This is a genomic window from Alloalcanivorax sp. (assembly GCF_964221125.1).
Classification (GTDB): Bacteria; Pseudomonadota; Gammaproteobacteria; order Pseudomonadales; family Alcanivoracaceae; genus Alloalcanivorax; species Alloalcanivorax venustensis.
Genome location: NZ_CAXPXK010000016.1, coordinates 1 through 15,226, shown reverse-complemented (window position 1 = coordinate 15,226; position 15,226 = coordinate 1). Strand labels below are relative to the sequence as shown.

The following is a 15,226-nucleotide window of genomic DNA, read 5'->3' as shown; positions in this document are numbered from 1 at the left end:
CATCAAACCCGCCATTGAACACTGTCAATATGAAAGCCGTTGCTTTTTAACCGGCGGGTAGCATTTCGCTGGCTTTTTGTAGCTTCGCCTCCCGCGACTTGAACCATCGTGCCAATCTGGCGATGAACCCCTACATCCCATAAAACAATAACCGGGAGGCGGTATGATTCATCGACTGATGCTCAGCGTGTTGCTGGCCCTTTTTCTCAGCGCCTGCGGAGGCGGCGGCGGCAGCAACGGCGGCGGCGCCCCCAGCCCCAATAACCCGGCGCCACCGCCGGAGCCGGAACCCGAAGAACCCGCCGAGCCCACCCTGCCCGAGCAGCGCCCTTCCCAGGTCAGCGCGCCGTTCGCCGACTACGGCCGGGTGCTCAATGTGCTGCCGCCCGGCCAGGACGACAACGGCGGCCTGAGCAACCTGACCGCCGACATTCCCGGCCTCTCCGACCTGATCAGCACGCTGCTCGATGACCTGGTGGCGGAAACCGGCCTGGTGCCGGCGCTCAGTAAAGAGCCGCACTTCGACGACCAGCTGGACCTGTACGACGCGCTGGTGCGCAGCCCCGAGAACCTCACCGACGGCGAGCTCGGCGACTACTTCAAGGACGCGCCGCTGCTGGCGCCGGACGCCGGCGACTGGGAAAGCGAGATCACGGTGGCGGCGGGCAACCGCAGCGTGGCGATCAAGCGCGACCGCTTCGGCGTGCCGCATATCTTCGGCGACAGCCGCCCCGATGCCCTGTTCGGCACCGGCTACGTGACCGCCGCCGACCGCCTGTTCCTGCTCGACGTGCTGCGCCGCGCCGGACGCGGCGAACTGTCGAAGTTCCTCGGCCCGGCTGACTTCTCCTTCGACCGGGACATCGCCGTGGACGCGCCCTACCGGGAGGAAGACCGCACCGAACAGATCGCCAACGCCATCGCCCGCTTCGGCGACGACGGCGCGCAGATCTACCAGGACGCCGTCCACTATGTGGCAGGCCTCAACAAGTACGTGGAAGACGTGCGGAGCGGCCTGCTCGAAGCGCCCATTGAGTACGTGGGCCTGGGCGTGCAACTGGAGCCCTTCGTGATCGAGGACGTGGTGGCCATCGCCACCCTGATCCAGGGCATCTTCGCCGGCGGCGGCGGCGGCGAGCACGACAACGTGCTGCTGCTTCAGGCGCTGCGCGAGCAGACCGGCTCCGACCAGGCCGCCTGTGAACTGTGGCGCGACCTGCGCCACGCCACCGACGGTGAATCCTCGGTGACCACCGAGCGGCGCTTCGCCACCCAGTCGCCGCCGGAGATCGACGAGACGCTGTGTCCGCTGTCCGGCGAACTGGCCGGCCGCTTCCCGGGCGCGGTGCTGTTCGACGCTGGCTCCTTCCAGAGCTACCAGCCGCTGACCACCGAGCCCTGCGGCCGCCCGGGCCAGCCCACCTGCCCCACGGCGGTGGGTAATGTGCCGGCCCTGCCGGGCACCGGCGCCGTGGGCGGCTTGCTGGACGCGGTCGGTGAATTGCTCGGCGGCCTGCTGTCACTGGCGTCGTCCGACCTGCCGGACGGCGAACCGACCCTGGCGGCCCGCTGGGCGCGGGGCACCATCGAGTTCGATGAACTGTGGCGCGACACCCCCGAGCCCACCGCCCTGCCCGGCACGCTGAGCGACGCCCAGCGGCTCGCGGTGCGCGAGCGGGTGGGCCAGCTGGCCAAAGGCGTGGCGGGCCTGCGCGACGGCTTCCCCAACGCCATCTCCAACGCCCTGCTGCTCAACGGCGAACACAGCGCCAGCGGCCGGCCGCTGGCGGTGTTCGGCCCGCAAACCAGTTACTTCGTGCCCCAGTTGCTGCTGGAAATGTCGGTGCACGGCGGCGACATCAACAGCCGCGGCATGACCTTCACCGGCCTGCCCTATGTGGTGATCGGGCGCGGCCCGGATTTCGCCTGGAGCGCCACCTCCGGCAGCTCGGACCTCACCGACGTGCGCGTGGTGCGCCTGTGCCAGCCCGCCGAGGCGCCGGCCCACGGCGAAGGCGGCTACCAGGTGGGCGGCCAGTGCCGGCCCTTCGATGTGATCGACGAGACCTGGGCGGCGCGCTGGAACCTGGCGGTGCCCACCGACGACCCGGCCACCATCGGCCAGAACGTGGCGGTGCAGCGCCGCGTGATCCGCACCGCCGAGTACGGCCCGGTGATCGGCTTCGCCGCCGTGGGCGGCCAGCCGGTGGCGCTGACCCGCCAGCGCAGCACCTATTTCGCCGAACTGGATACCGCGCTGCCGTTCCTGCAGGCGACCCGCAACGACGTCCACGACGTGCGCAGCTTCCAGGAGGTGTTCAACAACACCACCGGCAGTTTCAACTGGTTCTACATCGACGACCGCGACATCGCCTTTTTCCATTCCGGCCTCTATCCGCGCCGTGCCGCCGGGGTACACCCGGAGCTGCCCAGCTGGGGCAACGGCCAGTTCGACTGGCAGGGCTTCATCGACCTGGAGGCGCACCCCAACGACGCCAACCCGGAGCGCGGCTACCTGGCCAGCTGGAACAACCGCCCGGCCCGCGACTGGTGGGCCGCCGACGCCAACGCCACCTACAGCTCGGCCCACCGCAACGACATGCTCGACGTGCGCCTGCGGGATCTGGTGCAACAGGGCAACGTGACCCGCGCCAACATGGTGGAGGCCATGGGCGACGCGGCGGTGGTCGATCTGCGCGGCCAGGAGGTGCTGCCCAAGGCCCTGGCGCTGCTGCAAAGCACGCCGGTCACCGGCGACGAGGCCTCGGTGGTGGAGATGATGCAGGCCTGGGTGGACGGCGGCGCCTACCGGCGCGACCGGGACGGCGACGGCGAATACGACGCCCAGGCGGAAGTGGCGCTGATGGACGCCTGGTACACCCGCATGATCGAGACGCTGCTGCCGCAGGTCACCGCTCTGGAAGACACGACGGCCGGCAATGTGTCGCTGGTGGGCCGCGACAATGCGCCCGGCGCCGGCGGCTCGGCCTACCAGAACGGCTACTACGGCTACCTGGAGCGGGTGCTGGAACAGGCCCTGGGCGACAGCGCACAGCCCTACCAGCGGCTGCGCTGCGCGGACAGCGACCGCGCCGAGGTCTGCCGCGCCGCCCTGGCGGAAAGCCTGACGCTGGCCCTGGACGATCTCGGCGGCCTGGCGAACCGGGACAACTGGGACGTGGACGAAAGCCTGGACGCCATCCAGCACCGCGCCATCGGGCTCTCCTCGGTGCCGGCGATCCACTGGCAGAACCGCCCCACCTTCCAACAGGTGGTGGAGTTCACCAACCACCGCTGAGGCCGCTCCGTAGAGAGATGCGGGCAGTGTTATATGCCGCGGCGGCGGAGTACTCTCTTCCCATCGATCAACGCCATGGAGGCGAAGCGAATGCGTTGGATGATCTACGGTGCCAATGGCTACACTGGCGAGCTGATCGCCCGCAATGCCCGCGGCCAGGGACTGAAGCCGATCCTGGCCGGCCGCCGGGAGGCCAAGGTGGCGCCGCTCGCCGAGCAGGAGGGGCTGGAGTACCGGGTGTTTTCCCTGGACGACCCGGACACCCTGGCGGACGAGCTGGCCGACGTGGATCTGGTGCTGCACTGCGCCGGCCCGTTTTCGCGCACCAGCCGGGCGATGCTGGAAGGTTGTCTCAAGGCGCGCACCCACTATCTGGACATCACCGGCGAAGTGGCGGTGTTCGAGCATGTGTTCGCCCAGGCGGCGCGCGTCGAGCAGGCCGGCATCATCGCCTGCCCGGGGGTCGGTTTCGATGTGATTCCTACCGATTGCGTGGCCGCCCGCCTCAAGGAAGCCCTGCCCGATGCCCGCGAGCTGTCGCTGGGCTTCTCCACTCGCTCGGGCCTGTCCCCCGGCACCGCCAAAACCCTTGTGGAAGGCCTCGCCGACGGCGGCCGCGCCCGTATCAAGGGGCAACTCGCCGAGGTGCCGCTGGGCTGGAAGGTACGGCGCATTGATTTCGGCGCCGGCCCGCAATGGGCCATGACCATCCCCTGGGGCGACGTGACCACCGCCTGGCAGAGCACCGGGATTGAAAACATTCAGGTGTTCGTGCCGGCGCCGCGCTGGCTGATCTGGGCCGCCAAGGCCGGCAACGTGACCCGACCGCTGATGTCGCTGCCGGTGATTCAAGGCTATTTAAAGTCCCTGGTGGACCGTCGCGTGAAAGGGCCGGACGAGCAAACCCGCGCCCGCCTGACCACCCACGTTTGGGGCGAGGCGCGTAACGGCGCCGGCGAACAGCGGGTGATCCGGCTGCGCACCGCCAATGGCTACGCGCTGACCGTGGACGGCGCCCTGGCGGTGCGGCGCTTTATCGAGGAACAGGCACCCGCCCCCGGCTGCTATACGCCCTCGAAACTCTGCGGCGCTCAACTGGTGGAGGAGCTGCCGGGATCCGGGCACTTCGAAGTAAGTGAGTGCTGACACTCGTCGGCCATGATGCACACCGCTTATGCCGTTCGATGATTCTTATGCATTTGTTTAATTGACGGGCCGGCGTTAGCGTGTCCGTTTCACTGAGCTATTTTTATAACAGGCACTATTCGGGAGATAAGCATGCGCGCCATTCTCTGCAAGGAACTGGGGCCGGCGGACAAGCTGGTGATCGAGGACGTACCGTCACCCCAGGTGAGCGGTGACGGGGTCAAAGTGAAAGTGAAGGCGGCCGGCCTGAACTTTCCCGACACCCTGATTATTGAAGGCAAGTACCAGATCAAACCGGAGCTGCCGTTCTCACCGGGCGGCGAAATGGCCGGCGAGATCATCGAGGTGGGTCCGGACGTGAAAAACCTGAAGCCCGGCATGCGGGTCATGGGCCTGACCGGCTACGGCTCCTTCGCCGAGGAGATGGTGATCGGCGAAAGCCGCGTGATCCCGGTGCCCGACGGCATGAAGGACGAAACCGCCGCCGCCTTCAGCATGGTCTACGGCACCAGCTATCACGCCCTCAAGCAGCGCGCCAACATTCAGCCCGGCGAGACCCTGCTGGTGCTGGGCGCCAGCGGCGGCGTGGGCCTCGCCGCGGTGGAGCTGGGCAAGGCCATGGGCGCCAAGGTGATCGCCGCCGCCAGCAGCGACGACAAGCTGCTGGTGGCCAAGGAAGCCGGCGCCGACGACCTGATCAACTACACCGACGAAGACCTCAAGGAAGCGCTCAAGAGCCGCTACCCGCAGGGCATCGACGTGATCTACGACCCGGTGGGCGACCGCTTCACCGAGCCGGCGTTGCGCAACATGGCCTGGAACGGCCGCTTCCTGATCGTCGGCTTCGCCGCCGGCGAGATTCCCAAGATCCCCGCCAACCTGACCCTGCTCAAGGGCTGCAGCGTGGTGGGCGTGTTCTGGGGCGCCTTCACCGCCAAGGAGCCGAAAGCGCACATCCAGAACGTGAAGGAACTGATGCAGCTGTTCGCCGACGGCAAGATCAATCCGCGCGTCAGCGAGGTGTTCCCTTTCGAGCAGTACGAAGACGCCCTGGCGGCGCTGAGCTCGCGCCGCGCCAAGGGCAAGGTGGTTCTCAAGGTCAGCGACTAAGTCGCTGCCGGAGCCCCGCCACTCTGGTCGATGATCTTGCCGGGCGCGCCCTCCAGCAGGGCCGCCCGCAGATCATCGGGCACCGTGGTTTTCTCGAACGGTTCGGTGGTCATCAACACATAGACCACTTCCGCCCGGCACAGTGTGGTGCCGTCTTCCGCCTTCACCAGTTCGTGTTCCAGCGTGAACGAGCTGTTGCCTACCTTGAGCGTGCGCACGTGCACGTCGATGACGTCGTCGAAGCGCGCCGGCGCCTGCCATTCCAGGGTCATTTTCACCACCTGGTTGTCCAGCCCCCGGGCCAGCAACGCCTTGTAGTCCCGCCCCAGGGAGCGCATGAACTCGGTCATCGCCAGGTCCACGTAGTCCGCGTAGCGGGCATTGAACACCACCAGTTGGGCATCGCATTCGTTGTAGCGGACCCGGAAACGGAAGCGGAAGCGCTCGCTCATGAAAACTCCTATTCAAGTTGTTCGGGCATGCCCGCGCGGCGCCGTTCCGCGAGCCACTGGCTGCGCGTGATGGCGGCGTCCTCGCCGGACATGCGGCTGATGATCTCAAAGAAATTCTGCCGGTACTCGTCTTTCATGACCTGGTCACGGGCCTTGATGCGCACGGCGTAGACACTTTGCACGTTCTGGTGATCAAAGGCACGCCACTGCTGTTGGTCCTTGAGCAGCGTGTAGCTGTGGCCCTCCAGGGCACGCCGCACGTTGCCGGAGGCGAAGCTGCCGGCCCGTTCCACCGCCTCTTTCCACTGGTAGACGATGCTGTAGGCCGATGCCGCCGAAGTGGAGGGACGGGTGCGGTAGCGCTGGGAGAATTCTTCCACGAACTGCTGGCCGCGCTCAAAGCCGTATTCGTAGGGTACGTTCCAGGTCCAGGGCGCGGCGCCGATCACGCCGGCCATGATGAAGGGCCCGGTCTGCTCGACCATGCTGAGGGTGAGATTGGGCACCACGATCTGCATCCGTTCGGGCAGCTTTTTCTGCTGGGCGATGGTCATGCCGCGCACCATCTGCTCGCCGAACAGCACCATCACCAGGACGTCCGCGTCGCTGTCCGCCGCCGCCTGCATGGCTTCTTCGATTTCGTGGTAGCGGCCGCCGGGGAACGGCACCAGCACCGAGCCGTGGCGCTCGCCGTCCTTGGTGTCGGTGAACTCCCGCATGGAGGCTTCGGTGGTGTGGCCCCAGGTGTAGTCGGCGGTGACGTAGAAGTACTTCTTGTCCTGGTACTCGCGCTTGAGGTAGTCGCCCAGCACCCGCGCCGCCATCCAGGCGTTGTAGCACTCGCGGAACATGCCCAGGTGGCCGTCCTTGCCGGTGGTATCGTTGGAATAGGTGAGCGTGCCGAAGTAGAGCAGGTCGTGCTTGCGCGCCTGCTTGCTGGCGGCGATGGCGACGCCGCTGGACGAGCCGCCGAACAGCATGGCCGCGCCTTCGGCGGCGAGCTCGTCCCCATTGCGCCGGGAGCGCTCCGCCTGGGAGGCGGAATCCCGTTCGATCAGTTCCAGCGGCCGGCCGCGCACGCCGCCGGCGGCGTTGAGTTCATCAATTGCCATCAGGGCGCCGCGCTTTTGCATCAGCCCCTCTTCACTGTATTCACCGGTGTGCGGGTAGTTAAGGCCCAGCTTCACCGGCGTGGCCGCGTGCGCGGCGCTCGCCAGCAAGCAGGCGGCAACGATACCCAAGCTTTTTTTGAGTCCCATGGCGGTTCCCCAGAATTGTTGTTATGTGCTTGTGGCCGCGGTGACAGCGGACCCGCAGGCCTCTTACGAGACAACTAGCACGCCCCCTGAAAACGGTGTTATTAGCCTTTGGTCGAGCGGACGCCGGCGGAGCGTGACCGGTCAGTATTGAGCCCGGGCATACCGGAGAGTATGCTTCCTGGCCAAATTTAAAACAAAATTCCACTTTAACGGAATTCCAGCTAATCGGGAGAGACCCATGACCGCGGTAAGTGAAGCGATGCCCGTCTACGCACCAGAAATGGACGCGGAGGCCTTTGTATCCGTGCCCGAACGCCTGCAGCAGCTGGCGGCGGCCCAGCCGGACAAACCGGCGGTGTACGACGAAACCGGCATGCTCACCTGGCGTCAGTTCGTGGATAACGTGAACCGGGTGGCCAACCGCCTGCGCGCCGCCGGTCTGCAGCGCGGCGAGACCGTGGCCGGCCTGTCCGAGAACAGCGCCCGCTACCTGACCCTGTTCATGGGCACCCTCACCGCCGGCGGCTGCATGGTGCCGCTGTCCGGCATGGCCGCCGGCGAAACCCTGGCGCTGATGGTCAACGACTGCGACGCGCGTTTTCTGTTCGTGTCCGCCAAGCACCGCGACCTGATCGAGCCGCTGCTCGACGGGCTCGACAACATTGATAAGAACACCCGCATCAGCCTGGATTTCCAGGCCGACGGCTGGCTGGCCTTCGAGGATTGGCTGGGCGACCCGGCCACGGACGCGCCGGACCACACGCCGTCGCTGGACGACCCGTTCAACATCATCTACAGCTCCGGCACCACCGGGGTGCCCAAGGGCATTCTCCACGATCACCGCCTGCGCGCCCGTCAGCTGGAGCGCGTGGCGGCCCTGGGCTACGACGACACGGCGGTGAACCTGGTGTCCACGCCGCTGTACTCCAACACCACCCTGGTGTCGGTGCTGCCCACCCTGTTCGGTGGCGGTACCATCGTCAGCATGGCCAAGTTCGACGCCCACCGGTTCCTGGAGCTGGCCGAGCAGCACCGCGTCACCCACGCCATGCTGGTGCCGGTGCAGTACCAGCGCATTCTGGCCGAACCGGATTTCGACCGCTTCGACCTGAGCAGCTTCAAGGTGAAATTCTCCACCAGCGCGCCGCTGCGCGCCCACGTGATCGCCGACGCCATGGCGCGCTGGCCGGGCAACATTCTGGAGTTCTACGGCCTCACCGAGGGCGGCGTGACCACCACCCTGAACTGCGCCGAGAACCCCACCAAATGGGCCACCGTGGGCAAGGCCAGCCCGGGCTGCGAGCTGCGCATTATCGGCGAGGACCTGAAAGAGCTGCCCGCCGGCGAGATCGGCGAGATCGTGGGCCGCAGCGGCGCCATGATGCGCGGCTACTACAAGCGTGAAGACAAGACCAGCGAGCTGCTGTGGACCAGCCCCGAGGGCGAGGTGTTCTACCGCACCGGCGACATGGGACGCCTGGACGAGGACGGCTTCCTGTCGGTGCTCGACCGCCGCAAGGACATGATCATTTCCGGCGGCTTCAACGTCTACGCGGAGGACCTGGAGAAGGTGCTGCTCAAGGACGACGACGTGGTGGACGCGGCGGTGATCGCGGTACCCAGCGAGCAGTGGGGGGAAACGCCCCTGGGCCTGGTGGTACTGCGCGAGGGCGCCGAGGGCGACCTGGAGGCGATCCGCGAGCGGGCCAACCAGCAACTGGGCAAGGGGCAGCGTTTGTCCGGCCTGGAGCGCCGCGACGAGCTGCCGCGCAGCACTATCGGCAAGATCCTCAAGCGCGAGCTGCGCGACCCGTACTGGAAGGATCTGGAACAGAGCAAGCGGGACTGAGCGCGCCCGCGCTCACCCGCGCTACAGCAGGTTCTCGATCGGCAGCAGCGCGCACAGTTGCGACGCCAGCCGCCGCAACGGACTGACCCGGGGTTCGCTTCGGTACTGAAACGGGCCCCGCTCGTCGCCGGCGCCCCATAGCAGCCCCTGGTCGTCACTCGTGACCCGGTAGCTGTTCTGGGGCGCCATCCCTTCCTCCACGAACGCCGCCACCTCGCCGGCCAGCGCTTCGCTGTCCACGTAGTAGCCCATCTCCGTGTTCACGTTCACCGAGCGCGGGTCCAGGTTGAACGAGCCCACGAACAGCTCCTTGCGGTCGAGCACCATGGCTTTGGTGTGCAGGCTGGACTTGGAGCGGCCCCGGCCGCGCAACAGCCGGGCGTGGTGGCGGCGGGCGCGGGCGTTGGCCTGCAGCTCGTGGACCTCGACGCCGCCGCGCAGCAGCGCCGGGCGGTAGCGGGCGTAGGCGGCGTGGGCGGCGATCACGTCGTTGGTGGCCAGGCTGTTGGTGAGCAGCGCCACCCGGCAGCCGTTGCGGTGCATGTCGGCCAGGGCGGCGGTGAATTCGTCCCCGGGGATAAAGTAGCTGGCCTCGATCAGGATCTCGTTCAGGGAGCGCTGCCCGAGCAGCCGGCCGAGCTGGTCGCCCATCAAGCGCTGGGTGGCGCCCTTGGCCTTGTCCGGCGGATCGAACAGCAGCGCGGCCGGCGCCTGAATCTGCCGTCGGTCGGCGGCGCCGAGAACGTCTTCGAAATGGGCGACATCCTGCTCGTAACGGTAGGGAAAACCGTCCAGGCTTTTACGCCACGCCACCAGCTGCTGCCACAACCGATCGGCGTGGACCCGCGAGCGGCGGCGCAGGGAGCGCAGGCGCACGCAGACGTCGCTGTCCCAGTAGGCGTCGAAGGCGGCGCGGGTTTCCGCCACGATCGGCCCCCGGGCGTAGATGTCCAGGTCGCGGAAGTTGGCTTCCGGGTGGACACCGAAGTAGTGCTCGGACAGGTTGCGGCCGCCGACGATGGCCCGCTCGCCGTCCACGATCCAGGCCTTGTTGTGCATCCGGTGGTTGAGCCGGGGGGCGTGATAGAGCCACTGAATAAAGTGCTTGTAGCGGCCCCGGAACGGGTTGAACAGCCGGATTTCCACGTTCGGGTGCGCGTTCAGCGCCGCCCATTTCACATCCCGGCCGAGCTGGTTGGCGTGGTCGAGCAGCAGCCGCACCTTGACGCCCCGGCGGGCCGCTTCCAGGGCCCGGTAGACCAGCAGCTTGCCGATCCGGTCGTCCTCCCAGACGTAGTACTGCAGGTCCAGGGTGCGCTGGGCCAGCCGCGCGGTGGCGGCGCGCAGCACGAAGGCTTCCTCGCTGTCCGCGACCAGACAAAAGTGAGAGTTCTCGACATTCTGGCGGGGGGCACCTTGCCCGTGCCCCTGGGCTTGCTCACTCATCAACGCTTGAGGTTATCGCGGATTTCGCGCAGCAGCAGAATGTCTTCCGGCACCTCGGGGGTGGGCGGCGGCTCCACCGGGGCGGCCTGTTCTTCCTTGCGCTTGACCCGGTTGAGCCCGCGCACCAGGAAGAACACCGCCCAGGCGACGATCAGGAAGCTGATCACGTTGTTGATAAATACGCCGTAGTTGAGCGTCACCGCGCCCGCCGCCTGGGCGTCGGCCAGGGTGGCGAAGGGCCCCTCGCCCTTGAGCATCAGGAACAGATCGACGAAATCCACGTCCGCCAGGAGCAGCCCCACCGGCGGCATGATCACATCCGACACCAGGCTCTTGGCGATGGTGCCGAAGGCGCCGCCGATAATGATCCCCACGGCCATATCGACCACATTGCCGCGCACGGCGAATTCACGGAATTCCTTGATCATGCTCATCGTCATCGCTCCCTTTATGACCGGACCGGTCCCGGCTGGAAGTATGGTAGCCCGGATGCGCGCCGCGGCGAAACGGTTAGCGGCGTTGTCGCCATCCACACGGTGGGCGGCGCACAATCACGGGAGTGGCGGGCCGTGCTCACCGGGAGGCCGATGTAACATTCTCTCTCCGGATGCATCCAAGGTTCGCTAAAGGAGGCAACTATGATGCGCGTATTGGTTTTCCTAATGGTGTTGGTGGCCGGGCCGGCCATGGCCGCCCAGGCCAGCGCCGTGTTCGCCGGCGGCTGCTTCTGGTGTACCGAAGCGGATTTCGAAAAGCTGGACGGCGTGTCCGAAGCGATCAGCGGCTACGCCGGCGGCGAAGAGGTGGACCCCACCTACCAGCAGGTGGCCGGTGGGCAAACCGGCCACACCGAGGTGGTGAAGGTGCTCTACGACCCGGAGGTGGTGAGCTACGAGAACCTGCTCGCCTGGTTCTGGAAGCACATCGACCCGACCGACCCGGACGGCCAGTTTATTGACCAGGGCTCGCAGTACCGCAGCGCGATCTTCTACCAGAACGACGAGGAGCGTGCGCTGGCGGAAGCGTCCAAAAAGGCCCTCGATGAGAGCGGCCGTTTCGATAAGGAGGTGGTCACCGAGATCGTGCCGTTGAAAGCGTTTTACGAAGCCGAGGACTACCACCAGGACTATTACAAGAAGAGTGCCCTGCGCTATAAGTTCTATCGCTACAACTCAGGCCGTGATCAGTTTCTGGAGAAGCACTGGGAAGACCCGGACGCACGCCCCTGGCTGAACGCCTCGGTGGAGGAAGAAGAGGAACAGGAAGAGCTGGATCTGGGTGCGCCCTGGGAAGGCCCGGAGAAGTTCAAGCGCCCTTCCGATGAGGTGCTCAAGAAGGCGCTGCCGGAGATCGCCTTTCAGGTGACGCGTGACGACGCCACCGAGCGGGCGTTCAAGAACCCGTATCACGACCTGAAGAAAGAAGGCATCTATGTGGACGTGATCAGCGGCGAGCCGTTGTTCTCCTCCACGGACAAGTACGATTCCGGCACCGGCTGGCCGAGCTTCACCCGGCCCATCGACGACCGCTTCGTGACCACCCGCGAAGACAACAGTCTGTGGTGGGCCACCCGCACCGAGGTGCGCAGCCGCTACGCGGATTCGCACCTGGGCCATGTGTTCGACGACGGGCCGGCGCCCACCGGCCAGCGCTGGTGCATGAACTCCGCCGCCATGGAGTTCATCCCCCGCGAGAAGATGGAAGAGCTCGGCTACGGGGAGTATCTGTCCCTGTTCGAAGACTAGGGCCGGTTACTCCACGGTGACCGATTTGGCGAGGTTGCGCGGCTGATCCACATCGGTGCCGCGCAGCACCGCCACATGGTAGCTGAGCAGTTGCAGCGGCACGGTGTAGACGATCGGCGCGATGCTTTCCGGCACCGCCGGCATGTTCAGCACATGAATGCCCTCGCCCTCTTTAACGTGGGCGTTCTTGTCGGCGAACACATAGAGTTCGCCGCCCCGGGCACGCACTTCCTGCAGGTTCGACTTCAGCTTTTCCAGCAGCTGGTCGTTGGGCGCCACCGCCACCACCGGCATTTCCTTATCCACCAGGGCCAGCGGGCCGTGTTTGAGCTCCCCGGCCGGGTAGGCCTCGGCGTGGATATAGGAGATTTCCTTGAGCTTGAGCGCCCCTTCCATGGCCACCGGGAAGTGCACGCCGCGGCCCAGGAACAGGGTGTGGTGCTTTTCCACGAAGGCGCGCGACAGGGTTTCGATGGGCTTGTCCAGGGCCGCCGCCTGCTCCAGAAGATTGGGCAGCTGACGCAGTTCGGACAGAATCGTTTCGATCTGGTCGTCGCCCAGGCCCTTACGGCGGCCCAGGGCCAGCACCAGCATCATCAGCCCGGTGAGCTGGGTGGTGAACGCCTTGGTGGACGCCACGCCGATTTCCGGCCCGGCCTTGGTGAGAAACACCAGCTCGGACTCGCGCACCAGCGAGGAACCGTCCACGTTGCAGATCGCCAGGCGACCGACGTAATCCTTGCCGCCGGTGTCGCGCAGCGCGGCCAGGGTATCGGCGGTTTCACCACTCTGTGAAATGGTGACGAACAGGGTGCCTTCCGGCACCACGTGCCGGCGGTAGCGGAATTCGCTGGCCACTTCCACCTGGCAGGGAATGCCCGCCATGGCTTCCAGCCAGTAACGGGCCACCATGCCGGCGTGGTAGCTGGTGCCGCAGGCGACAATTTGCACCGTGCGTACCCGGTCGAAGATGGCGGCGGCGCTGTCGCCGAAGGCGGCGCTCACCGCGTCGGGCGAATCGATACGTCCTTCCAGGGTGCGCTGGATGGCGGCGGGCTGCTCGAAGATTTCCTTCTGCATGTAGTGCCGGTACGGCCCTTTGTCGGCGTCCTCGTGGGTGCCGTCCAGTTCGTGGACGGTACGCTCCGCCGGCTCACCGTCGGCGTCGGTGATGGTGACGGCGTCCACGGTGACGTCCACCAGATCGCCCTCTTCAAGAAAGATGAAGCGGTTGGTCACCGGCAACAGGGCCAGCTGATCGGAGGCCACGTAGTTTTCGTCGATGCCCAGGCCCACCACCAGCGGCGAACCGGAGCGCACCGCCACCAGCCGGTCGGGTTCATTCTGGTCGATCACGCCCAGCGCATAGGCGCCGTGCAGACGCGCCACGCTGGCGCGTACCGCGGCCACCAGATTGCCGGTGTCCTTGAGGGCGCGGTGGATCAGGTGGGCGATCACCTCGGTGTCGGTCTGCGAGCTGAAGGCGTAACCGTCGGCTTCCAGTTCGTCCTTGAGTTCCTGGAAGTTCTCGATGATGCCGTTGTGTACCACCGCCAGACCGTTACCGGACATATGCGGGTGGGCGTTGTCCTCGGACGGACGGCCATGGGTGGCCCAGCGCGTGTGTGCGATACCCAGGAAGCCGGCGCTGTTCTGCTCGCGCACCGCCGCTTCCAGCGCCGCCACCTTGCCCTGGCGGCGCACGCGGAGCAGGCCCTGGTCGTTGAGCAGGGCCACGCCCGCACTGTCGTAGCCCCGATATTCCAGGCGCTTCAGGCCGGTGATCAGGATGTTGCTGACATTACGATGGGCAATGGCGCCGACGATTCCACACATGTGCTTTTCCTTTTTGTCCGTTCCGTGCCTATTTCTTTTCCGGCCGCGACCAGTTCTGAATGTTGCGCTGCTGGCCACGGGCCACCGCCAGGCCCTGGTCGGGCACGTCCTTGGTCACCACGCTGCCGGCGCCCACGGTGGCATTCTCGCCGATGGTGACCGGCGCCACCAGCGACGAATTGGAACCGATAAAGGCACCGTCCTTCATCACCGTCTGGAACTTGTTCACGCCATCGTAGTTGCAGGTAATGGTGCCGGCGCCCACGTTGACGCCCTTGCCGATACGGCTGTCGCCAATGTAAGTGAGGTGGTTCACTTTCGAGCCCTCGCCCACATAGGCTTTCTTGGTCTCCACGAAGTTGCCGACCTTGGCCCGGGCGGCCAGCTCGGTGCCCGGACGCAGACGGGCGAACGGACCCACCTGACACTCTTCACCGACCACCGCGCCGTCCACCACCGAGTTCGCCTCGATGTGGGTGCCGCTGCCGATGCGGGCGTTGCGGATCAAACAGTTCGGGCCCACGGTGACGCGGTCGCCGATCACCACGTCGCCCACCAGCACGGTGTTGATGTCGAGGGTGACGTCCTGGCCGCACTGCAGATTTCCACGGATATCCAGGCGGGCGGGATCGAGCAGGGTGACGCCGGCGCGCATCAGCGATTCCGCGCGGACCCGCTGATAGACCCGTTCCAGGCGCGCCAGCTGCACCCGGTCGTTGACGCCGTCCACTTCCCAGGCGTGGCCGGGCTGCTCGGTGACCACCTCCATGCCCGCGTCCACGGCCATGGCGATCAGGTCGGTGAGGTAGTATTCGCCCTGGGCGTTGCTGTTGGAGAGTCGCGGCAGGCTGTCGTTCAGGAAGCGGCGGGTGCAGGCGAGAATGCCGGTATTGATTTCGCGGACCGCTTTTTCGTCGTCGCTGGCGTCTTTCTGCTCCACCACCCGCCGTACCTTGCCGTCGCCGTCGCGAATCACACGGCCGTAGCCGGAGGGGTCATCCAGAGTCAGGGTCATCAGCGCCAGGCTCTGGTCGTCCACGCGGGCGACGAAGTCACGCAGGGTCTGCGGCTGGATCAGAGGCACG

The 15,226-nt window shown here is 66.3% G+C and carries 11 protein-coding genes; 5 read left to right on the top strand and 6 right to left on the bottom strand.

Annotated features, from left to right (window positions below):
- Positions 1-163 precede the first annotated feature (163 nt).
- The 3 genes from ACEQZD_RS02035 to ACEQZD_RS02025 all read left to right on the top strand — a co-directional run bounded on the left by ACEQZD_RS02035 (position 164) and on the right by ACEQZD_RS02025 (position 5,554).
- Positions 164-3,298 (top strand): penicillin acylase family protein, encoded by a 3,135-nt coding sequence (locus ACEQZD_RS02035; protein WP_370183668.1) that lies wholly within the window; start codon positions 164-166, stop codon positions 3,296-3,298.
- 90 nt (positions 3,299-3,388) lie between these two features.
- On the top strand, positions 3,389-4,444 hold the full coding sequence (locus ACEQZD_RS02030) for a trans-acting enoyl reductase family protein (protein WP_142948000.1): 1,056 nt from the start codon (positions 3,389-3,391) through the stop codon (positions 4,442-4,444).
- Between the two features lie 132 nt (positions 4,445-4,576).
- On the top strand, positions 4,577-5,554 hold the full coding sequence (locus ACEQZD_RS02025; RefSeq protein ID WP_370183667.1) for an NADPH:quinone oxidoreductase family protein: 978 nt from the start codon (positions 4,577-4,579) through the stop codon (positions 5,552-5,554).
- On the opposite strand, the gene ACEQZD_RS02020 is transcribed toward ACEQZD_RS02025, so the two are convergent.
- Positions 5,551-6,006, bottom strand: a complete 456-nt coding sequence (locus ACEQZD_RS02020; RefSeq protein WP_142947998.1) for a thioesterase family protein — start codon at positions 6,004-6,006, stop codon at positions 5,551-5,553. The genes ACEQZD_RS02025 and ACEQZD_RS02020 overlap by 4 nt on opposite strands.
- A gap of 8 nt (positions 6,007-6,014) precedes the next feature.
- A complete protein-coding gene (locus tag ACEQZD_RS02015; protein WP_370183664.1) occupies positions 6,015-7,265 on the bottom strand; it encodes an ABC transporter substrate-binding protein in 1,251 nt (416 codons plus the stop codon).
- 238 nt (positions 7,266-7,503) lie between these two features.
- Between ACEQZD_RS02015 and ACEQZD_RS02010 the strand changes: the two genes are divergently transcribed.
- Positions 7,504-9,114, top strand: coding sequence for a class I adenylate-forming enzyme family protein (locus tag ACEQZD_RS02010; RefSeq protein WP_370183663.1), 1,611 nt, complete (start codon positions 7,504-7,506; stop codon positions 9,112-9,114).
- A gap of 21 nt (positions 9,115-9,135) precedes the next feature.
- On the opposite strand, the gene ACEQZD_RS02005 is transcribed toward ACEQZD_RS02010, so the two are convergent.
- Entirely contained in the window at positions 9,136-10,560 is a 1,425-nt protein-coding gene (locus ACEQZD_RS02005) for a phospholipase D family protein (protein WP_370183662.1), read from the bottom strand.
- Entirely contained in the window at positions 10,560-10,994 is a 435-nt protein-coding gene (gene mscL, locus ACEQZD_RS02000; RefSeq protein ID WP_370183660.1) for a large conductance mechanosensitive channel protein MscL, read from the bottom strand. Before mscL ends, ACEQZD_RS02005 begins: the two co-directional genes overlap by 1 nt.
- A 204-nt stretch (positions 10,995-11,198) precedes the next feature.
- On the opposite strand from mscL, the gene msrA reads away from it, so the two are divergent.
- Positions 11,199-12,305, top strand: coding sequence for a peptide-methionine (S)-S-oxide reductase MsrA (gene msrA / locus ACEQZD_RS01995; RefSeq protein ID WP_370183658.1), 1,107 nt, complete (start codon positions 11,199-11,201; stop codon positions 12,303-12,305).
- Between the two features lie 6 nt (positions 12,306-12,311).
- On the opposite strand, the gene glmS is transcribed toward msrA, so the two are convergent.
- Positions 12,312-14,141, bottom strand: a complete 1,830-nt coding sequence (gene glmS, locus ACEQZD_RS01990) for a glutamine--fructose-6-phosphate transaminase (isomerizing) (RefSeq protein WP_370183656.1) — start codon at positions 14,139-14,141, stop codon at positions 12,312-12,314.
- A gap of 28 nt (positions 14,142-14,169) precedes the next feature.
- Positions 14,170-15,226 (bottom strand): bifunctional UDP-N-acetylglucosamine diphosphorylase/glucosamine-1-phosphate N-acetyltransferase GlmU (glmU, locus tag ACEQZD_RS01985; protein WP_370183654.1); only part of this gene is annotated, 1,057 nt, incomplete at its 5' end.

Coding starts and splice junctions, on each gene's coding strand:
- msrA (WP_370183658.1), top strand. CDS start 11,199: ATGATGCGCGTATTGGTTTTCCTAATGGTGTTGGTGGCCGGGCCGGCC.
- ACEQZD_RS02025 (WP_370183667.1), top strand. CDS start 4,577: ATGCGCGCCATTCTCTGCAAGGAACTGGGGCCGGCGGACAAGCTGGTG.
- ACEQZD_RS02010 (WP_370183663.1), top strand. CDS start 7,504: ATGACCGCGGTAAGTGAAGCGATGCCCGTCTACGCACCAGAAATGGAC.
- ACEQZD_RS02005 (WP_370183662.1), bottom strand. CDS start 10,560: ATGAGTGAGCAAGCCCAGGGGCACGGGCAAGGTGCCCCCCGCCAGAAT.
- ACEQZD_RS02030 (WP_142948000.1), top strand. CDS start 3,389: ATGCGTTGGATGATCTACGGTGCCAATGGCTACACTGGCGAGCTGATC.
- ACEQZD_RS02035 (WP_370183668.1), top strand. CDS start 164: ATGATTCATCGACTGATGCTCAGCGTGTTGCTGGCCCTTTTTCTCAGC.
- mscL (WP_370183660.1), bottom strand. CDS start 10,994: ATGAGCATGATCAAGGAATTCCGTGAATTCGCCGTGCGCGGCAATGTG.
- ACEQZD_RS02015 (WP_370183664.1), bottom strand. CDS start 7,265: ATGGGACTCAAAAAAAGCTTGGGTATCGTTGCCGCCTGCTTGCTGGCG.
- ACEQZD_RS02020 (WP_142947998.1), bottom strand. CDS start 6,006: ATGAGCGAGCGCTTCCGCTTCCGTTTCCGGGTCCGCTACAACGAATGC.
- glmS (WP_370183656.1), bottom strand. CDS start 14,141: ATGTGTGGAATCGTCGGCGCCATTGCCCATCGTAATGTCAGCAACATC.